This window comes from Dellaglioa sp. CoH-57-MRSF-19 (assembly GCF_056781975.1).
Genome location: NZ_JBXAXW010000004.1, coordinates 164,341 through 184,787 on the forward strand (window position 1 = coordinate 164,341; position 20,447 = coordinate 184,787).

Below are 20,447 nucleotides of genomic sequence, written 5' to 3' on the forward strand. Positions count from 1 at the left end.
CAAATTCCGTTATTTTTTTTGTTTACTATGAGAATATCCGTAACCGTAATAAGCAACTAATCCTATAATAATCCAAATTAGAAAGGCAACCCAGATATTAATCGGTAACTGAATCATCAAATAGACTGAAATAATTATAGACAAGATTGGTAACAATGGTACAAATGGAACTCTAAATTGGCCTTTACTAGGTTCACCAAATTGTTTCCTTAAACTTATTAATGCCAAAGCCAAAATAACAAGTACGGTTAACGTTACAATATTAGTCAATTTGGCTAAACTTTCAATAGACACTAACCCACTTGCAATCGCAATAAAAATACCGACTGTCCATGATGCTGCTTTGGGCGCATTCGTCTTATCGCTAATTTTTGCTAAGTATTGGGGCAATAATCCGTCTCTCGCCTCCGAATAAATCATTCTCGATAAACCATAGGCTAATGCAATTAAGACGCTTAGAAGCGTTATTATTGCACCTACCGAGATTATATTTCCAATAATACTCTGATTTACAAATCGCATCGCAAATGCAACTGGATCACTAACATTTAATTGTGTATACGGGACAATTCCGGTTAATACTAACGTAACAATAATATAAAAAATAGCAGAAATACTTATCGCACCAATAATTCCTTTTGGAATTGTCTTTTGCGGATCAATTACTTCGTCTGATGCCATCGCAATAGATTCAAACCCTAAAAAGGCAAAAAATACTAATGCGGCCCCACTCATTACCCCACTTGTACCAAATGGCATAAAGGGTTGCCAGTTACCAGGTTTAATGTAAAAAACACCCACTACTATAAATAAAAGAATAATCGCAAATTTTACAAATACCATTATTTTGCTTAAACGTAGTGCCTTTTTTGCTTCAAATGTTGTTAACCATGTAACGACTAACGTAATTATAACAGCAATAATATCGATATATGACCCTCTTGCTGCATTATACGATGCACTCAGCGCAACAGGCAGGTGGATATTAAGCCCTATCAAGAACCCCTGCATATACGCAGACCAACCTGAGGCAACAGAAGCCCCCGCTAGAATATATTCACAAATGGTAAACCAACTAACGAACCAGGCTATAAACTCACCAAAAATAACATAAACATAATTATACGAACCACCAGAAACTGGTATTCTTGATGAAAATTCTGCATAAGAAAAGCCGTTCATTATAACTGCAATTGCGGCAATAATAAACGACAAAATAAGGGCAGGACCAGCCTCTTGACTGGCAGCATTCCCCGTAACAACGAAAATACCTGTACCAACTGTTGCGCCTAACCCTAAAAGAATGAGATCACCGGTTTTAAGGGTTCTTTTTAATTTACTAACATGATGAGTTGTCGCAAATTCTTTTTTCCTTAAATCCATCGATTAACACTCCTTCACCATTTTATAAAGTTTTCATAATTCCTAACATAATAACACCTAAAATAACAAATATTGATCCAAGTGTGACATAAATCATCTCATGCTTAGTCTTCTTTTCTCCTAATAAGTAGATACTACCGAATGTTGAAATAACCACTCCCATTTGAGAAAATGAAAAACTAACAGCTTGACCTAATTTAGGAATTGATAAGAACATAAAGATGTTACCAGCGCCCCAAATAAGTCCCGTTAATACATTTTTAAAAGTTGATGAGTGCATAATAACTTCATTTGCAATAAGCGCAACAAATCCAGCACCTATAACCATACCAACAGCTTGTGGCAAGATTGTTGCCATTGTAAATGCACGTGATTCATCAGCAGTCATGCCCACTGTTGCATAATGAACAACAATTGTATAACCTACGTAACCAATTGTTGACAAAATAATAGCACGTACACCAGCAGCAGTATTCTCATTTTTTTCTGAATCAGATAGAACTGAATTTTTTTTATCTCTCAATGATGTCAAAGCAGCACCAGCAATAATAACGATCATCGCTATAGTACCAATCACAACCATTTGAGTTGTCTTCCATTCATTAAACAGTATGACACCTGCCAACGCATTACCAGCTAACTGTAAGCCTGTTGAAACAGGAACTGTTTTTGAGATTCCGATTGCTTTCATAGCATGGAATTGTTGATTTTGACCTAAACTCCAAAATAAACCAGAAACGATACCAATAATCCAGACTTTTGTGTCCATTTCTGGTTGATAAATACCATAAATGGCAATTCCAAAAATCAAGGCACCCCATGTCATACCAACTGTTTGTTGGTTGGCAGTTCCGCCAAGTTTTCCACTTATAAGTCCAATACTACCCCATGCAATTGCAGGGATTACTGCCATTAAGATAATCATAATTAATTAAATCCTCTACTCTCTCTCTTTTATTCTTTTTTCGCGATTTAACTATTTTAGCAGTAAAGTAACCGTATTTACAACCCTTAAAACAAAAATTTGATGATAGCTTTAGCAACATTTGAAACGGGTTACATTCGAAATCCATCAAAAACACTCATAAACGTTTAATTACAAGCATTTTGTTTTTATGAATTTTTTATATTTTACGAAAAAAAACAATCCTATTTAATAATAAATAGGATTGTTTTTTAATTAATCAACTTTAATAACTAACGTTTTTAAATAATTACCTTGACGATATTCCTTGTTTGTTACAAAGTCACTTGATAAACGGAATGTTTCAAGTAATGTAAATGAACGATTCTTATTAGCAAAAGCTTCTGTGATTTGTTCTTTTAATTTTTTGAGCGTCAATCCTGCCGAATTAGTTGAGAACATGATAACACCATCTTTTTGTGTAATATCAATAGCATCTTCAGCAAGTTGAACATAATCTTTTTGAACTGAGAATGTTCTTTTCTTTGAACGTACAAAACTTGGTGGATCCAAAATAACTAAATCATAGTTAATATGGTGTTTCTTTGCATAATCTAAATAGCCGAAAACATCCATTCCACGAATTTCTTGTTTTTCAGGATCAATATTATTAAGTACAAATTGTTCTTTTGTACGATCAATATTTTTATTATTCACATCTACACTAACTGTTTTAAGTGCGCCACCTACTGATGCAGCAACTGATGTTGCACCTGTATTACTAAATCCGTTAAACACAAGTTTTCCTTCAGCATATTTATTCATAATTGCTTTACGCATTTCACGTTGTTCTAAGAAAAGTCCTGTCGTTGTTTCATTAAGATATGCAGCAAATTGAAGGCCATTTTCTTGAACAATAAGTGGCGTAGGTGCATCTTTTCCACGAACTTTGAATGTTGATGGTTCACCCTTTGTATCGTAACGAAGATTAGCATAAATACCTTTATAACTTGTAACTGCATCAGAAAATGCACTATAAATCATATCTTTGTGTTGGTAAAGACCTAAGCTATACCAAGTAAATACATAATAATCGTCGTAATAATCAATTGTTAATCCACCGATACCTTCACCTTCACCGTTAAAGAAACGAAAGGCATTCGTCTCCTTATTAGTAAATAATGATTTACGGTTCATTCGAGCGTTATTAAATAATTTTGAGAAAAAATCTTCATCAATACGTGATTCTTCATTTCGTGAAAAAATCCAGCCATCCCCACGATTTTGTTCTGCAAAATAACCATAAGCGACAAATTGATTATGTAGCGTTAATGCAACCCATTCTCCTTCTTTAAAATCACGAGTTGTTTGTAAATCTTCCTTATCAATTAATGGGTATCCATTTTTAAACTTTTTTGCTGCATGTGAAATAATTTCTACTTTTCTCAATGACTAGCACTCCTTCTATTTTTTAACGTCTTTTTTATTTAATATTTGATTTAAGATAAGATATAGCCCACAGCCTATCAATGTACCCAATGAATTAAAAATGATATCATCTATATCACTAACTCCGGATCCTAGTACAAACTGTCCACATTCAATAGCGATTGATAAACAAATACCAACCAACATTGTTTTTACTAGAGAATACTTTTTAAATTGCTTTAGACTGGGTAAAATAATTCCTAACGGAACAAACCAAAGAATGTTACCATATAGATTATACACGAAATCGAACAAAGATTGTCCATTTGTCAGTTTAATTGTTTCAATTAACGGTGTCCAATTGATAGAATGAAAATTATAGGTTGAATTCAATCGGATATCCCATGGGAAATAGACATATCTAAATACCGTCAATTCAACTAATAAAACGAGGTACGCAACTAATAATAGCCTTACAAATTCTGTTCTGAAGTTTATTTTTTTCTTTTGATACAACCCTATACTTACTCGAATAACAAGATACACGATTAAGTAAAAAATTGTTTTATCAACACTTAAAAAAATAAGATGGATTAATGGAAAGTGGTTAATACCTTGTGAGTAATGATGTAAAACGTATTCATATAATTTTGATAAAAATAACATTCTTTCAACCTCACCTTCCATCTTCTCCTATATTAACAAATAAAAACATGATATTTTAGTATGTACCATTATTTTTCATGTAAATTTAATAAGTTAAAAATGCATTAACAAAGCTTAGCATCAATTGACACAAATTTAATATAGACTGTAAACTACAGTTACGATTTTAATTTGATTATACTCGAAAGGACGGTTCAAACCGTGCAGACACTCAAACGATTTAGAACATTTCTAAACACAAAGCTTGGATTTTTCACCCTACTTCTGTTTCTTTTCTGGTTAAAAACAATTACTGCATATCTTATTGATTTTAACCTTGGTGTTTCAGGAATTTATCAATACTTTGTCCTTTTGTTAAATCCACTTGGCACAACCATGCTACTACTCGGACTTGCATTATACATTAAAAAACCAGTTATTTCATATTTGACTATGTTTTTAATTTACATTGCGAACTCAGCATTACTATTTTTTAATGTTATTTATTATCGAGAATTTACTGATTTTATGACAATTAATACAATGTTAGGTTATTCTAAAGTTTCTGAAGGTATTAGTGGCAGCTCTTTTGCTTTAATGAAACCACACGATATTTTTTACGTCATTGACTTAGTGCTTATTATTTGCTTATTCTTAACTCGCTATTTAAAATTTAACACTCGACCATTCAGTAAACTTAACGCGTTTGCAATTACATCATTCTCAATAATGCTAACATTGGCAAGTTTAACATTAGGCGAAATTGACCGACCACAATTAATTACGAGAACGTTTGATCGTAATTATATTGTTAAATACTTAGGAATTGATTCATATACCGTCTACGACAGTTTCAAAACAGTTAAAAACAATCGGGTTCGCGATACTGCTGAAAGTTCTGATTTAAATGATGTCCTTGATTTTACAAAGTCACATTATGCAGCACCTAATCCAAATATGTATGGTATCGCAAAAGGTAAAAATGTTATTGTGCTCCATTTAGAAAGTTTTCAACAATTTTTAATTAACTTTAAGGTGAATGGAAAAGAAGTCACACCCTTCTTAAATTCTCTATACAATGGTAAAGAAACTTATAGTTTTCCTAATTTTTTCAATCAAGTCGGACAAGGTAAAACATCTGATGCTGAGAATCTCTTAGAAACAAGTATCTATGGATTACCTCAAGGATCTGTTTTCACATCTCTTGGATCCGAAAATACATTTGAAGCAGCTCCCGCTATCTTAAATCAAACCGCTGGTTATTCTAGTGCTGTTTTCCACGGTAATATTGGATCATTTTGGAACAGAGATTCCGTTTATAAAAGTATGGGATACCAATACTTCTTTGATTCAAGTTATTATGATACGTCTGCAAATAACACTCTAGAATACGGTCTAAAAGATAAGTTATTATTCAATGATTCAGTTAAATATTTAGAAAAATTACAGCAACCTTTTTATGCAAAATTCATTACCGTGTCAAATCATTTCCCATTTGATATTGATTCAAAAAATAAAGACTTTGAAGTTCCAGATACAGGTGATACGTCTGTTAATAATTACTTCCAAACGGCTCATTATTTAGACGAATCAGTTAAAGAATTTTTCACATACTTAAAAAAATCTGGATTATCTAATAATACAATGGTTGTCCTCTATGGTGACCATTACGGTATTTCAAATTCAAGAAATGTGAAGCTTGCTAAACTTCTTGGTAAATCATCCGAAACATGGAGCTCATTTGATAATACACAATTACAACGTGTTCCATTTATGATTAATATTCCTGGAAGTAAAAATGGTGGCATCCAAAATCAATATGGTGGTGAAGTTGATGTCTTACCTACCCTTCTTCACTTATTAGGCCTAGATTCGTCATCATATGTTCAATTTGGGACAGATTTATTTTCTAAGAATCACGATCAGACAGTTGCGTTTAGAAATGAAAACTTCATTACACCTAATTATACTGTTTTAGATTCTACAATTTATGATAATGTAACAGGTAAAGAAGTTACGCACCCTTCTAAAATTGTTAAGGAAACAATAAAGAAAGATCAGACAAAAGTCAGTACCGAACTAAATTTATCGGATACAGTCAATAATCAAAACTTATTACGTTACTATACACCAAAGAATTTTAAGCCAACGCAACCAAGTGACTATAACTATAAGAATCAATATAGTAAATTACTAAAATTACAAGAAACGCTTAAAAACAATTCGACAAGCCTCTATTCAAAACATGGCAATAAGTCGACAACAACCTTATATCAAACAGATGCTCCTGAATTAAAGGCACCAACTGCAAGTTCTTCTTCAAAAACTGTTACAAGTTCAAGTTCAAGTACCAGTTCAAAATAAACGCTACCGAAAAATAAATTTCGGTAACGTTTATTTTTTTATTCTAAACAACTTCACATAATGTTCATAACTATTATTTAAAATTAGTCATATAGATTAATCGAAGAGGTGTCATTATGTCTTTAATTCTACAATCATTATCTAGTATTTTTTATCATAAGAAACAAACAGTTGGGTTATTTATCATATTTTTTTTCACAATACTAATCGGTCTCTCAAACTTATTATTTAATCAAATTTCATTTGAATCATTTAAAAGTTTTAAAAAAATGCTTGCTCATATTAATGTTAATAGTACATCTAGTTCTAATTTACTTAGTGTCTTAACAGATATTCATAAACAACAAGTCAGCCTAATCTACCCTATTATTATTGGGTTATTGATAGCGGGTATTACTATCAGTATTGTTGTTTATAAAAAAATCATCAACAAGCGTATCAACGAATATCTTAGTTTACACAATATCGGCGAAAGTCAGCCTAAAGTCGCATTTGCATTCGCTCTTGAAGTCCTTATTATCTTTATAGCAGCATTAATTTTAGTGATAATTTTAATTTTCTTCTTTAAAAATAACTATACTTCATTGCTGAGAGAACTAAATATTTATTGGCTAACCCATTCATTAGCTATGCAACTTTCTCCCTCAGAAATATCCTCTGAGTTATTAGAATTACTGTCACATAAATTAACCAATTTTAATGGGAATTTTTTAATTTCCTCTACAAACGTACAATTTAGTACATTAATCTCGCAAGAATCATTCATTAATTCTGCATATCTATTTGCTGGCGGTATAACTATTAGCCTTATTTCATTCCTATCTGTCTTATTCTCTACCCGTAACTCATCTCATTAAATTATAGGAGGCATCACAATGCAACTAAAAAAATACACTAATACAACTCAATCATTAACCTCATTATTCCCTACCCATTCGGTTTCAATCATTTTAGATAAATCATTTGAATTCGTAAATCAACTTGAAAATCAAGACTTTATTAATTCAAATTTAGTTACTTTAATCACAATTGAAGAACTAAGCTTAATAGTTCCTTATCTAACTATCACACAAAATATGGGTTTAACATCTAAGAAACAGCACAAAAAAACATATAAAACTATTTCAAAATTAATTTATGGACAATATTTTCACCACTATTCACCGAATTTTATCAACAAAAAAACGACTGATTTAAGTCACTTTGATGAAACACTTATTTTAATTTTTAGAGCTATCTTAAACGATTATTCGGTGATCATTTTATCAGGCTTAATTGATGAATTTTCAATAATAGAAACAAGATTCTTCATTGATTTAGTCACAGAATTAACCTGCCAATTAGATTTAAGCATTATTATCACAACTAAACAGACAGAGTTACTTACTCAACCGCAAATCATTCCCTTTGCAGAATCTCCTATAATAGAATAAACCCTCATTGCATATGCAATAAGGGTTTATTCCAATTATTTTTTATTCTTGTTGCCAATCTTCTGAGTAATAATAATTATTTAAATGATATTTAGGTTTAACTTGTTTTTGAGTCAGGAATGGGTTCACATAACTATCAACCGCAACCCAACCTTTCCAACCTAAATGAATCGTATCTTCCATGAAGTATTCTTCATTACCATCTTTACTGAAATCAGCAATTTTATTAAATCCTTGGGATTTCAATTGCTTTGTAACCTTACCATCAAAGTTAGCTAGCATCTTCGACGATAGTCCAGTATAACTTGCCCAACGTTGGTTTACAGGTGGAATAATAAACAAGACGTCAGTATGTTCTTTAGCAAACTGATTTAAAATTAATTGGAAATCTGAAAATTCAACAGAATGATCATAATTTAATTTAGTCTGTGTACCTGCAAGCTTACCAATTTTTTTGTTAAGCTTATTTTTATCCCAATAACTATTTTTGATTGCAAAATCATTATTGGTTGTCCATTTAGCACCATATTTACCGGCAAGAATATTTAATTTATTTAAATCATATTTTGCTGGAAGGTTCTTAGTTTGTTTGTCGATAGTCTGTGTTCGATCGGCCATCGGAAAACCTGAGAATAATTGATCTTCATGATTCAAAATCGTTAATTTCAAGCGAAGCATCGTAGCATCCGCTTCAGATAACGACTGTCCTTCAGCAATTTTATGCATTGCATTCAGTACAGATTCATTTCCTTCACCAGACATTAAAGTAATAAATCTGTTGGCAGCATAACGATCTGACAGGCTGTTAGCATTTGCAGATAGTAACCACTCTGTTGTTTGTAATGGTGAATAAAAATTATTAAATACCTGCTTTCTTACACCATTAGGAACAAACCATTGTGGTGATACCACCATAACTGCTTTTTTATTTCTTAATTGATTTTTGATACCTTGTAAATAAAAATAATGATTAAGCGATTGTGTCCCACCAGTTCCCATTAAAAATGGACGATATGAACGATTATATTTTTTCGCTAAAACTGAAGGATGCATCGAATCCATCCGTGAAAATTCGGATGAACCGATAAATGCCACATAACCATCATCTAATGCCTTTTGACGAATAGCAGAGCCCTTTAAAATTAAAGTAGATTGCGATACTGCTGCTTTTTCTTCAGTTTTTGCAGAACTGAAATTATAATTGACTGGTGCAAGTAGTATGGCTAATAGTAATGCAACAGCCAAAACAACAGGCCCAATGATCATGAATAACTTCTTTTTCAATCCCATTTAGATCAAGCTTTCTACTTTTGCAATAATTAAATTTGGTGTTGCCCACTCAGAACGTTCAAACTCTGAAATTGGAATATCAACACCTAATTCATTTTGTAATTCTAAGATTAATTGAATTGAACCCATTGAATCTAATAGGCCTTCATCAAAAACATTTAAATCTAAATTATTTCTAACTTCTGCGCTACCTGTTGTCTCTTCTAATATATCTAAAACTTTATCTTTTGTGTTCATATCAATTCTCCTCTAATTATCTATTTTATGAAAAATATAGTTTGTCCAAAAATCCTGAAAAGATTAAGAAACTTAAGCAAACGATGTTAAACGTAATAAAGATTGCAAAAATTTCTGTAAATTTATTACTTGGAATACTGGTTTTATGTTTCTTTTTAAATCTGAGCCATGCATCATTAATGACGATAGCTATCGCATGGAATAGGCCATAGGCAATGTAATACCAAGTAACCCCGTGCCAAAATCCCATGAGTAAGAATAATCCAAAATAACCAACAATAGCTGTTGTTATTCGACTTTTAATTAATTTATGTTTCATCATAAAAAAGACTAATCTCATATAAACAAAATCACGGAACCAGAATGAAAGTGTCATGTGCCAACGATTCCAAAAGTCTTTAATATTGTGTGCGATGAAAGGTCTATTAAAGTTAGGAGGTGTTTCAATTCCCATAAAGTAACTGATACCAACTGCGAATAAACTATAACCAGCAAAATCAAAAAATAAATCCATACTGTACGTGTACATGTAACCAACTAAGGCCCACGATATACCACCGTCTAGTAATGCAATACGTGCGACGTGAGGTAACAGCATCGTACCAAATAGGTATGCTAGTAAAAATTTATATAAGAAACCTAAGAAAATGTAAAATACACCCTTTTGTAACATTTCTAAATATTTTTCTCGACTTGGGACATTTTGATAATCTTTAACAAACCGTCTGTAACGATCGATTGGTCCCGATGAGATAGTTGGGAAAAACAATAAAAATTGTAAGGTTAGCATCAAATCAAATTTCTTAATACTACCATCTCGCGATTCCATAATCATTTGAACCGCTTTAAACGTTAAATAACTAATTCCTAAAAAGCCAATAATTGATGGTATACCATTATTAATGGCTGGTGTTATTTTTACGATGGATAATGGTGCTATCGCTAAAAGGACAGCCATAATAAAAACCCACGTTTGATTATACTTACTACGATAATTCATGTATAAACCGATAAGTAAGACTTCAAAAATTATATAAATAAGTAAATTAAAGCCTTCGTGAAGTTTTGGACCGCCAAATATTAAGAAAATAAAGAGTAATGAAATTAACGTTTCATACAATCTAAATCTTTTACCATTAAGCAAACCAACAATAATTGGAATTAAAACAACAATAAGATATAGAAAGTACATCGGATTGACATAAGGTTGGAATGATACCATTAAGCATTCACCTCATTTATTAGTGTTTTCCGATCAATTTTACCATTTTGCGTTAATGGTAAAACATCAACATAAACAAACTTCTGTGGAATCATATATGACATCATTGTATCTAACAAGTATTTTTTAATTTCAACTGTTAATTCTGAGTCTCGTTCAACTGGATTATCATTTTGAACAACATACGCAATTAATTGAACCACTTTATGATCCTTATTATATTTTGGAATAGTGATTGCTTGTTTTACAAATGGATGCGATGACACATGATGGTCAACTTCTTCTAATTCAATTCGGTAACCATGTAGTTTAACCTGGAAATCAATTCGTCCACGATATAACAACATCCCTTCAGAATTTATGATTGCTGCATCACCAGTTCGATAGGCAGCTACGCCATCCATTTCAAAAAAAGCACTGGCCGTTTTTTCAGGATTGTTAAGATAACCTTTTGAGACACTAGGTCCAGCAATAATTAATTCACCTTCATCACCATTTGGTACTAGTTCATTTTCTGGATTAACTACAACCATCTTTGTATCTGATTTGGCATAACCAATTGGTAATCGTGGGTATTGTTCTAAAATAGCATCAGTAATCTCAACACTCGAAACCGCAACTGTTGCTTCCGTAGGACCATACGTATTAAATATCTTAGCCATTGGGAATCTTTGCTTCAATGCTGCAGCTGTTTTGTGAGTTAATTCTTCACCACAAAATAAGAATCGACTAAGATCTGGTAAATGTTTATCATCAAACGTTGGTTCTAATAAACAAATATCAATAAATGATGGTGTTGAAACCCAAACTTGTAAGTCCAGAGTAGGTAACGTTTGGAAAAGAACTTTGAAATTATCCGTCACTTCTTGAGGTAAAACAGATAACTTACCACCCATAGTTAATGTAGGATACAAGTCCATTACTGATAAATCAAATGAGTATGGTGCCTGAGATAGACTATTGGGATGTTCTGGTAGAGAGAAATCTTCTATCATCCAGTTCACGTAACTTATCAAGTTATCATGACTAATTTGAACCCCTTTTGGCTGTCCAGTCGTACCAGATGTAAAGATAATATAGAAGTTATCTTTACCAGTTACTTGGAAACTAGGATCAGGAACTTCTACCCCTTGATTATTCTCAATAATTTCTGTTAATTCAGTTGATAAAATTACAGGTACATCGAGTTTAACTTCAGGTAATTCTGCTACAGCTATACAAGCGACTGGTTTCGCAACTTCTTGAATTGACTCTAAACGCTCAGCTGGTGAGTGCGAATCAATTGGAATATATGCGTGCCCTGCTTTAACGCTTCCTAAAAAAGCCACTAGCATATTAAATTTTTGATTTCCATATATCATAATTGGACGTTTATTATCTAAATTTAATTCAATCAAATGCAATGCTAATGCATCAGATTTTTCTTTTAACTGTTGATAAGTATTTGTCTCACCCAAATCATTGTAAACAATGCGATTGGGATCGGACATTGCGATCATATCAATTTGATTAATTACATTTTTTATCATGTCTTTGCTCTCCTTTAAAATTCATTATAGATAAACGTACCATTACTTATACCTTTAAATGAATACAGGTAAACTAGCATCGCCAATACAATAAAATAAAAGGCAGTTCGAACGATAAACATAAAAACTTCATTTTCTTTTAAATCATGCCATTTTTGGCTCATATTTATCACATCCCCCTTAGAATGAATATAGTATACACTTTTTTTCCCCCGTTTAGCATTCATCTATGTCATACTAACCTAACAATTTTGTAATATTAAACTTAGTTAATAATCTTATTAACCGCTTTTTAGTGTAACAGAATTACATCTATATCACAAAAAAGAACGATTTCTATTTGTATATAGAAATCATTCTTTAATAATTTTTTAACTATTTATTCATTTTCTTGATTTGGAAACGTCAATGTAAACGTTGTCCCTTTTCCTTCAGTACTCATCACTTCAACTTTTCCGTTATGAAGTTGCATTAATTGATGAACAATTGATAATCCCAATCCTGATTCTCCGTACTTAGTACTCTTACGAGATGGATCTGCCTTGTAGTAACGTTCCCAAATATTTTCTAGCTGGTCTTTTGTCATGCCAATACCTGTATCAGTAATCCTAAAGATACTTTCATGGTAACCACGTTCAGCTGAAATATGAATCGTTCCTGATTGAGTGAATTGAATGGCGTTTTGCGTAATGTTAAAAATAACTTGCACAAATCGATCGTAATCCGCAAAAACCATTAAGTTTTTAGGAACACTTAATTCAATCTTATCGTCGGCTTCTATTGCTTTTTTTGTTAGTTGTTCAACGATGTTATTCAAAACAATAACCGCATCAAAATTACTTGGTGCTAGCGTAATTTGATTTGTCCTAATTTTTTCATAGTCTAAATTTTCATTGACTAATCGGATTAATCGCTTAGTTTCACTTTGCATTAGTTCAATGCTCTTCCCTTTGCTCTCTTCTGGAATTGCATCGTATGCTAGCCCTTCAAGTAGTCCGTTAATAGTTGTCAACGGTGTACGCATTTCGTGTGCAGCGTCAGCCATAAATTGTCTACGACGTTCTTCTTGACGTTTTATTTCTTTCTCTGATTCTTTCAATGAAGAAACCATGCCATCAAAATCTTGTGCCAAATCATCTATTTCATCTCGATGTCTACTTTCGATATGCACATCAAAATTACCATCAGCAACCATTCGAGTTGCACGTCTCAATCGATTAATTCTAGAAACAGAGTATCTCGCTAAAAGATAACTCAAAATAATTCCAGCGATAACAGAGACAATAAACGCAATAACCAAATTCTGAGTCATTTGACTCATATTGGATTGAATATTAGAAACATTGGCTCCAACCGATATAACCGCATATAATTTACCATTATAAAAATAAGGTTTCAAAATATCGGTCATATTAATTGCTTTCATATCTGTTTTTAATTGTCTATTAATATGCGGTGTACGGTGAACAACTTCACCATTTTCCAATTTTTTCCACTGCTCACTTGTAATATTGTCCTGTACCGCATTATCAGGATAGATAATTTTAGATTTTTTAGTATAAATAGTAAATCGAACATTTTGCGTTTTTAAAATTAATTCTGCATTTCTTAAATTATTTAAGTTTAAATTAAATTGCGTTTTTGAATCGGTTGTTTTTAAAACCATTGATTCTGACATTAAACTATCCGAGTAACCTTCCAATTGTGTCCATGTATTTTTATAGACCATATCACTCGTGAAATTTAAAAATAAAGCGCCAAATACAATGACCAATGTAATAATAACCGCGAAGAATGCTAACATTTGCTGATAAAGTAGCTTCATTAGTAACCAGCTCCTGAGTCATCAAATTTATAACCGACACCCCACACCGTTTGAATAACTTGTGGACCCACTTTTTCAATTTTTTGACGTAATTTTTTAATATGTGCATCAACTGTTCGTTCATCACCAAAAAATTCATAATCCCAAACTAATTCCAATAGTTTTTCTCTTGAAAAGACTTGTTTTGGTTTATTGGCCAACGTTTTCAACAAATCAAATTCTTTTGGTGTTAAATCATGAATTAAAACGTCTTGTAAGTATGCTTCTCGACGAGCTGTACTTAATTTAAAGTGAGTTGTGACAATATCAAAACTAGTACTTTCATTTTCTGTTTCATCGTCAGTTCCAACACTTGGTTTTTCTGCCCGGCGGTGAAGGGCCTTAATTCTAGCAATCAATGTTATTGGGCTAAAAGGCTTTGTTACATAATCATCTGCGCCCATTTCTAATCCAAGAACTTGATCACTTTCGGTATCGCGTGCCGTTAAAATAATAATGGGGACATTAGCTGAAACTTTTCGAATCGTAGAACTGACTTGCATGCCATCCATACCAGGCAAATTCAAATCAAGCGTAATCATATCCCAACTATCCGGATCTTCATTAAACATAGCAACAGCATCATTACCATCATAAGCGTACTGAACGTCCCATTTTTCTTTTTGAAAAAACATCGACATCATTTCAGAAACTGCCTTATTATCCTCTACCATCAATAATTTCATATTATTCCTCTTTCATTTCCAATTTAATGAAAATCATAATCTTATCTGCTACTTTGAGCGGTCTTATATTCCATTAGTATAACTAAATAATATGAATATTTTTAGTTTTTTTTCGTAATATATTTTAATACCATCAATTTTAATGTATTGTAACTACTTTTACTGTATTTTAGTAGCTGATGAACTGCTTACCTGGCTTGTACTACTACTAATAGCACTTGATTCTGAACTGCTTACGGCTGTATCTGATGACGCGTCGGCTTCTAAACTAGAGCTTGTTTCATCCGTTGAACTTGATTCTTCTACAGAACTTGCCTTTGCCTCCTGGCTTGATGCGCTGGATGACTTTTTACTTGCTCCCGAGTAAATTTTATTTGCTGAAGTTCCCTTATAACTTTGGTGTTGGATAATTACCTTTAATTTATCTGTTCGCTTAAGTAAGTTTCCTTCACTCGGCTCCGATAATATCATGTTTTTCCCAGACCATTTCTGTACAAATACAATTTCTATATGGTTTTTGTTGGCCCACTTTTGCGCTTCCGATTGAGATCCAAATTTAGGAACTTTTATATAAATTTCAGCTTGTTTCTTATCTTCAGCCTGTTTTTTTAATGCATGAGATAAAGTTTCTTCAAGTGAAACCAACTTTTTATCGGCTTGTTTCTTATCTGAAAGATCTTTTTTATAATCATCAAATACCTGATACTGCTCTGTCTGTGTGGCTAAATCTTTAGCTATCACTTCTTCAATTTGATTTAAAAAGGCAAGATTATTCCATGAATAGTGTAATTTACTGACAGCATTCGTATAGTCATCTATTTGCTGACTTGTACTTTTTTTCAAGATTTCTACATTACCTGACAAAGGGTCATACGTGGCTGTCTTCATGGCAATGGACATTACACCGTTTATTGCTATTGCATCTTTTGCCAAATTTTTTTGTAGTGTATAAATTCGATTGGCAAATTGATCTTTATTTGAAGAATTAATCAATAACTGATTAATGTACCCAAATTGTTCATTATTCAATTTTTGAATCGTTCCAGGGGTCACATTTACTTTAACTGTTTGTTCATCATCCTTAACAAATACATCTTGGTATAATGAATTCACTTTCACTTTTTTTAATAAATTATCATATTTTGTCTGGTAATCAGCACGTGAATTCTTAGAAATATTTGATAATGTATCATCTAATTTTTTCATTTCACTTGAAGTTGCTTTAGTCGTTAACTCCTCTGTTTTAATGTTGTAACTATCTGCATAAATTTCATTAAACTTTTGTTTTGCTTCTTTAGACTTAACATTAGAGTCGTAGAGTGAGTCTGGCGTTTGATTTGCCATTGTTAATTTTGAATTATCATTTTTGGACCAATCAAGACTAATTTGATACCGATTGATAACCGTATAGACGCTCCAAATACTCAAGCTAACCGCAATAAACAACAAAATACGATACGCCCACTTTAAAAATTGTCGTATCGATTTATGACTAGCTTGTTCTGGTTTAAAATCTGCTTTATTTTCTCGGTTAACAGTTTTTTTTCCTGTTTGCTTTGTCCCTCTTGATCTCGGTTCCATTTTTATTCACCCTCTAACGTCTCTTTAGCCGCCTTAATGCCATCATTAGCCTTGTCTAATTTTTTCTGAACATTATTTAATTTTTTCTGAGTTGACTGCTCCCATGAACCAATTTTATATGCTTCAGGTTTCTTGTGATATGAAGGATCCTCTAATTTTATTTTTAACGTGTCCTCAGCAATCTTTTTAGACAAATACGTTTTATATATTTTAGCTTTTTTTACATCAATTTTTTCTGGCTCTTTAACGCCTAACGTTACTACTTTATCGTTAGGTTCATATTGAGCTGCAAGACCAGTTCCTGACAATTGTATAACAGTTGATGGTTTTGTCCACTCACTATTATCAGCATTCTTTTCTTTTGAAAAATGTACCATTAGGTCACGATATAAATTAACATTTGTCATTGCAGATGCAGCATCAGTAATATAATGTCCTTTTTTCATTGGTTCATCATACCCTAACCACATCGAAATAGAAGTTGATTTAGTGAACCCATTCATCCAGACATCCATATTTGCATTCGCTGGAAATCCCGATGAAGCAGAATAACCGACGGTCCCTGTCTTCATTGCCTGATGAACATTATCAATTCTTGCAGAAGGCGCTGTCCCACCGGCATTAGGTACGCCTTCCATCATTGACGTTAGCATAAATGCTGTTGAGGCCTTCATAGCACGTTTACTATTTACCTCATATTTTTTAACACTATTATCTGAAAATTTTAGACTTGTGACGTAACGAGCCGCATGATAGGTTCCGCCATTTGAAACGGTGCCATATGCTGTCGCCATTTGTTCGGTAGAAACATCGAGTCCAATAGCCTGCGACCCCGCAGGTGCATTATTTTGAGCCATCCCTACTTGTGCTAAAAATTGGCTAGCCTTCGCACTCCCAACAGTATTTAACGTTCTAATTGCTGGTGTATTAGCCGAAACTCGTAATGCGTTTTGCATCGTTATTGATTTATAACTCACTTTATCAAAATTCTGAGCAACAAGATTAGTTCCCGGATAAGTATATGAAGTGCCATCTAAGGCATGTGTGGTTGCCCACCCAAAGTATTCAATAGCAGGGCCATAATCTAATAGTGGCTTAATTCCTGATCCTGACGAACGCTGCGTAGAAATTGCCCGATTATAACTGAAGGCAGTTTTTTGATGACGTCCACCATATTGAGCAACAATATTCCCCGTTTTAGGATCTGTAATTGTAATTGCAGATTGTTCTGCTGAATTTTGATAATATTTTTTATTATCAGCTAATTTTTTAACAGTCGCATTTTGCTTTGAATCAAGCGCTGTTGTAATTTGTAATGGAGTTTTAGCTAAATCGTACCCTTTATCGCTAACTTGTTCTAAGGCAGAAGTAACATAAGCATTATTTTCAAGAATTTTTTTTGTAACAGAATTTTCCATCCAATGGCGTTTCTGTAAATCTTTTGTCACTGATTCTGCGACAGCAATTTTATATTGTTTCTTTGTAATTACCTTATTCTCAAGCCCTGTTTTTAATATTATATTTCGGCGTGTTTGAACGGCTTTAGGGTTTGAATATAAATTATAGGTAGAAGGGGCTTGGCCCAATCCAGCTATAATTGCCTGTTGACTAATACTCAATTGTTTTAAAGTTTTACCAAAATACGTTTCTGAAATGGTCTGTGCCCCATATGATCCTTCGCCTAGACTCATTTTATTAACATAAAACTCTAAAATCTGTTTCTTACTATAATTATGGTATAACTGTTGCGCTAAGAAAAATTCTTTTATTTTCCGGTCTACAGTCCGATCTTTATTACTCGTTGAAAAAACAGTTAATTTAATTAACTGTTGCTCAATACTTGATCCACCTCGAGCTGACCCTTTACCTACAGCTGATTTAATGGAAGAAAGTCCCGCATTAAATAAGCCGGAGGGCGAAAATCCCGCGTCTTTGTAAAATGTTTGATCTTCTGTTGCTAATAACAGATTACTATATGTTTCAGGAATGTCTTTTGACTTAACATAAACTCGTTTATTCAGCGCTGAAGACCAAATTAACTGGCCATCTTTATCATACATATTTGAACTGGCATCAGATATTAATTCCTGACTTGTAACTGTTGGCACGGACTTAATAACTGTCGCAATATAAATACTTATCGTCGTAACTCCTAATAAAAATAAAACACCAAATATTGCAATAACTCTAAAAATCCACGGATGCCGATGACGCCATCTTTCTTTATCTTTCTTATTTTGTTTTACCATTATGCCATCCCCGATTCTGTGACACGAGTCACATCTCTTGCCATGACATTATTTATTATTTTTTCTATGTATAAATCTAAATTTCCCAATTTATTACCAACTAACAAAACGTAACCCCCTACTACTTTTCTTAACAATACAAAATCTGACTAATCCATTTCGATAATTGTATTGTAATCCTCTAACTATGTAAATTTTTATATCGTTCACAATTGATAACGTTCATATAAGTATTAAATCCTCATTTAACCGTGAGTCATCCCCATTTATATATGTTAAATATAACAATCATAATGACTATATACAAGCGCTAAACTGGATGTTTAAGTTAAGACTTGTATAACTTCTACCTCGTACGTTAAACTAGAGTAATTAAATAAAGAAAGTTTGGGGTTAATATGAAAAACAAAAAAATGATTGGTTTAATTGCAGTAATTATTATCATTATTCTTGGGGGAATTGGGTTCTTCTTCTACCATCAAAATGCAGAAACAACAAATGATACGGAAACTACTACTTCTTCATCAAGTGTAGCGTCAAACGTTGAACTACCACAACTTAGTTCAAAAGTAACAAAAAAAGAAGCTGTCGTAGATATTCAGACAACAAAGGGAAATATCAAAATCAAATTATTCCCGGAATATGCACCAAAAGCTGTGAAGAATTTTATTACTCATAGTAAAAAAGGGTACTATAATAATACCCTCTTCCATCGTGTTATTAACGAATTTATGATTCAAGGTGGCGATCCTAAAGGGGATGGTACTGGTGGCGAAAGTATTTATGGTCATACATTCGGTGCTGAAATTTCAAGTAACCTTTACCACATCCGTGGTGCTTTAGCGATGGCACAAACGTCAGAACCTGATTCAATTGGTAGTCAATTCTACATTGTTCAAAATAACCAAGATGTAAGTACCAGTGCTGATATTAAAGATGGCACACCGTCAAAAATTATTGATGCATACAAAAATGGTGGCACACCTTCACTTGATGGTACTTATACTGTCTTTGGTCAAGTTATCAAAGGGATGGATGTTGTTGATAAAATTGCCGCAGTTGCAGTTAATTCAAGTGATAAACCTACAACTAATGTTAAAGTTAAAACAATTAAAGTCCTCCAAGAGACAAAATAATCAGTTCAAATCTGCAGTCTCTTATAAAGTAACTATGTTACTATGAAGATACTAATAAAGGGAGGTTTTATAGATGTCAGATAAAATTCTAGTCGTTACAACGGAAAGTATTCCGGGTAGAGAATATGAAGTAATTGGGGAAGTTTTTGGCCTTACAACACAATCTAAAAATGTTATCAAAAACATTGGTGCCAGTCTTAAAAATATTGTCGGTGGCGAAATTAAGGCCTACACAGAAATGATGGCTGAATCAAGAGATACTGCTATTGATCGTTTACGCGACAATGCAGTAAGCATGGGTGCTGATGCAGTTGTTATGATGCGTTTTGATTCCGGTTCAATTGGTCAAGATATGCAATCAGTTGCCGCATATGGTACCGCAGTTCGATACATTAAATAATGAAAAAAAGTTTCAACAATGTACTAGGCCCTGTCAAGTTGACGGATGAAATAATATAAAATTTAATATGTTTCTAAATGGCTTTATCCCAGTATT

The 20,447-nt window shown here is 32.8% G+C and carries 18 protein-coding genes; 5 read left to right on the forward strand and 13 right to left on the reverse strand.

The window, feature by feature from the left end; all coding sequences use genetic code 11:
• Window positions 1-9 precede the first annotated feature (9 nt).
• The 4 genes from AC1RO3_RS05935 to AC1RO3_RS05950 form a co-directional block, all read right to left on the reverse strand.
• Window positions 10-1,383: an amino acid permease gene (locus AC1RO3_RS05935; RefSeq protein WP_481761923.1), complete on the reverse strand. Its 1,374-nt coding sequence runs from the start codon at window positions 1,381-1,383 to the stop codon at window positions 10-12.
• A gap of 22 nt (window positions 1,384-1,405) precedes the next feature.
• Complete coding sequence (locus AC1RO3_RS05940) at window positions 1,406-2,308, reverse strand: GRP family sugar transporter (protein ID WP_409022282.1); 903 nt, start codon at window positions 2,306-2,308, stop codon at window positions 1,406-1,408.
• Between the two features lie 255 nt (window positions 2,309-2,563).
• Complete coding sequence (locus AC1RO3_RS05945) at window positions 2,564-3,736, reverse strand: class I SAM-dependent rRNA methyltransferase (RefSeq protein WP_481761924.1); 1,173 nt, start codon at window positions 3,734-3,736, stop codon at window positions 2,564-2,566.
• Window positions 3,737-3,751: 15 nt separating this feature from the next.
• Window positions 3,752-4,381, reverse strand: a complete 630-nt coding sequence (locus tag AC1RO3_RS05950; protein ID WP_481761925.1) for a VanZ family protein — start codon at window positions 4,379-4,381, stop codon at window positions 3,752-3,754.
• Between the two features lie 432 nt (window positions 4,382-4,813).
• Here AC1RO3_RS05950 and AC1RO3_RS05955 point away from each other — a divergent pair, with 432 nt between their 5' ends.
• From AC1RO3_RS05955 to AC1RO3_RS05965, 3 genes are all read left to right on the forward strand, one after another.
• On the forward strand, window positions 4,814-6,724 hold the full coding sequence (locus AC1RO3_RS05955) for an LTA synthase family protein (protein ID WP_481761938.1): 1,911 nt from the start codon (window positions 4,814-4,816) through the stop codon (window positions 6,722-6,724).
• Between the two features lie 116 nt (window positions 6,725-6,840).
• Entirely contained in the window at window positions 6,841-7,581 is a 741-nt protein-coding gene (locus tag AC1RO3_RS05960; protein ID WP_481761926.1) for a hypothetical protein, read from the forward strand.
• An 18-nt stretch (window positions 7,582-7,599) separates the two neighbouring features.
• Window positions 7,600-8,157, forward strand: a complete 558-nt coding sequence (locus tag AC1RO3_RS05965; protein WP_481761927.1) for a hypothetical protein — start codon at window positions 7,600-7,602, stop codon at window positions 8,155-8,157.
• A 42-nt stretch (window positions 8,158-8,199) separates the two neighbouring features.
• Here AC1RO3_RS05965 and dltD read toward each other — a convergent pair whose 3' ends face one another.
• The 9 genes from dltD to AC1RO3_RS06010 form a co-directional block, all read right to left on the reverse strand.
• Window positions 8,200-9,447, reverse strand: coding sequence for a D-alanyl-lipoteichoic acid biosynthesis protein DltD (gene dltD, locus AC1RO3_RS05970; RefSeq protein WP_481762190.1), 1,248 nt, complete (start codon window positions 9,445-9,447; stop codon window positions 8,200-8,202).
• Window positions 9,448-9,684 carry a D-alanine--poly(phosphoribitol) ligase subunit DltC gene (gene dltC / locus AC1RO3_RS05975; protein ID WP_481761929.1) on the reverse strand — a complete coding sequence of 79 codons (237 nt, stop codon included), beginning with the start codon at window positions 9,682-9,684 and terminating at the stop codon, window positions 9,448-9,450.
• A gap of 25 nt (window positions 9,685-9,709) precedes the next feature.
• Window positions 9,710-10,906 (reverse strand): D-alanyl-lipoteichoic acid biosynthesis protein DltB, encoded by a 1,197-nt coding sequence (dltB, locus tag AC1RO3_RS05980; protein WP_481761930.1) that lies wholly within the window; start codon window positions 10,904-10,906, stop codon window positions 9,710-9,712.
• The gene (gene dltA / locus AC1RO3_RS05985; protein ID WP_481761931.1) at window positions 10,906-12,435 is read right to left on the reverse strand and encodes a D-alanine--poly(phosphoribitol) ligase subunit DltA; all 1,530 of its coding nucleotides are present in this window, start codon (window positions 12,433-12,435) and stop codon (window positions 10,906-10,908) included. The genes dltB and dltA overlap by 1 nt, the downstream gene beginning before the upstream one ends.
• 14 nt (window positions 12,436-12,449) lie before the next feature.
• A complete protein-coding gene (locus AC1RO3_RS05990) occupies window positions 12,450-12,599 on the reverse strand; it encodes a teichoic acid D-Ala incorporation-associated protein DltX (RefSeq protein ID WP_409022273.1) in 150 nt (49 codons plus the stop codon).
• A 215-nt stretch (window positions 12,600-12,814) separates the two neighbouring features.
• Window positions 12,815-14,260 carry a sensor histidine kinase gene (locus AC1RO3_RS05995; protein WP_481761933.1) on the reverse strand — a complete coding sequence of 482 codons (1,446 nt, stop codon included), beginning with the start codon at window positions 14,258-14,260 and terminating at the stop codon, window positions 12,815-12,817.
• The gene (locus tag AC1RO3_RS06000; protein ID WP_481761934.1) at window positions 14,260-14,985 is read right to left on the reverse strand and encodes a response regulator transcription factor; all 726 of its coding nucleotides are present in this window, start codon (window positions 14,983-14,985) and stop codon (window positions 14,260-14,262) included. Before AC1RO3_RS06000 ends, AC1RO3_RS05995 begins: the two co-directional genes overlap by 1 nt.
• A gap of 159 nt (window positions 14,986-15,144) precedes the next feature.
• Window positions 15,145-16,566, reverse strand: a complete 1,422-nt coding sequence (locus tag AC1RO3_RS06005; RefSeq protein ID WP_481761935.1) for a hypothetical protein — start codon at window positions 16,564-16,566, stop codon at window positions 15,145-15,147.
• A gap of 2 nt (window positions 16,567-16,568) precedes the next feature.
• Window positions 16,569-18,815, reverse strand: a complete 2,247-nt coding sequence (locus AC1RO3_RS06010; protein ID WP_481761936.1) for a transglycosylase domain-containing protein — start codon at window positions 18,813-18,815, stop codon at window positions 16,569-16,571.
• A gap of 398 nt (window positions 18,816-19,213) precedes the next feature.
• Here AC1RO3_RS06010 and AC1RO3_RS06015 point away from each other — a divergent pair, with 398 nt between their 5' ends.
• The gene (locus AC1RO3_RS06015; protein WP_481761937.1) at window positions 19,214-19,951 is read left to right on the forward strand and encodes a peptidylprolyl isomerase; all 738 of its coding nucleotides are present in this window, start codon (window positions 19,214-19,216) and stop codon (window positions 19,949-19,951) included.
• Between the two features lie 73 nt (window positions 19,952-20,024).
• On the forward strand, window positions 20,025-20,351 hold the full coding sequence (locus AC1RO3_RS06020; protein WP_409022267.1) for a heavy metal-binding domain-containing protein: 327 nt from the start codon (window positions 20,025-20,027) through the stop codon (window positions 20,349-20,351).
• Window positions 20,352-20,447 lie beyond the last annotated feature (96 nt).

Coding starts and splice junctions, on each gene's coding strand:
- dltA (WP_481761931.1), bottom strand. CDS start 12,435: ATGATAAAAAATGTAATTAATCAAATTGATATGATCGCAATGTCCGAT.
- AC1RO3_RS05940 (WP_409022282.1), bottom strand. CDS start 2,308: ATGATTATCTTAATGGCAGTAATCCCTGCAATTGCATGGGGTAGTATT.
- AC1RO3_RS05990 (WP_409022273.1), bottom strand. CDS start 12,599: ATGAGCCAAAAATGGCATGATTTAAAAGAAAATGAAGTTTTTATGTTT.
- dltD (WP_481762190.1), bottom strand. CDS start 9,447: ATGGGATTGAAAAAGAAGTTATTCATGATCATTGGGCCTGTTGTTTTG.
- AC1RO3_RS06005 (WP_481761935.1), bottom strand. CDS start 16,566: ATGGAACCGAGATCAAGAGGGACAAAGCAAACAGGAAAAAAAACTGTT.
- AC1RO3_RS05995 (WP_481761933.1), bottom strand. CDS start 14,260: ATGAAGCTACTTTATCAGCAAATGTTAGCATTCTTCGCGGTTATTATT.
- AC1RO3_RS06010 (WP_481761936.1), bottom strand. CDS start 18,815: ATGGTAAAACAAAATAAGAAAGATAAAGAAAGATGGCGTCATCGGCAT.
- dltB (WP_481761930.1), bottom strand. CDS start 10,906: ATGGTATCATTCCAACCTTATGTCAATCCGATGTACTTTCTATATCTT.
- AC1RO3_RS06015 (WP_481761937.1), top strand. CDS start 19,214: ATGAAAAACAAAAAAATGATTGGTTTAATTGCAGTAATTATTATCATT.
- dltC (WP_481761929.1), bottom strand. CDS start 9,684: ATGAACACAAAAGATAAAGTTTTAGATATATTAGAAGAGACAACAGGT.
- AC1RO3_RS05955 (WP_481761938.1), top strand. CDS start 4,814: ATGTTTTTAATTTACATTGCGAACTCAGCATTACTATTTTTTAATGTT.
- AC1RO3_RS05950 (WP_481761925.1), bottom strand. CDS start 4,381: ATGTTATTTTTATCAAAATTATATGAATACGTTTTACATCATTACTCA.
- AC1RO3_RS06000 (WP_481761934.1), bottom strand. CDS start 14,985: ATGAAATTATTGATGGTAGAGGATAATAAGGCAGTTTCTGAAATGATG.
- AC1RO3_RS05935 (WP_481761923.1), bottom strand. CDS start 1,383: ATGGATTTAAGGAAAAAAGAATTTGCGACAACTCATCATGTTAGTAAA.
- AC1RO3_RS05965 (WP_481761927.1), top strand. CDS start 7,600: ATGCAACTAAAAAAATACACTAATACAACTCAATCATTAACCTCATTA.
- AC1RO3_RS05960 (WP_481761926.1), top strand. CDS start 6,841: ATGTCTTTAATTCTACAATCATTATCTAGTATTTTTTATCATAAGAAA.
- AC1RO3_RS06020 (WP_409022267.1), top strand. CDS start 20,025: ATGTCAGATAAAATTCTAGTCGTTACAACGGAAAGTATTCCGGGTAGA.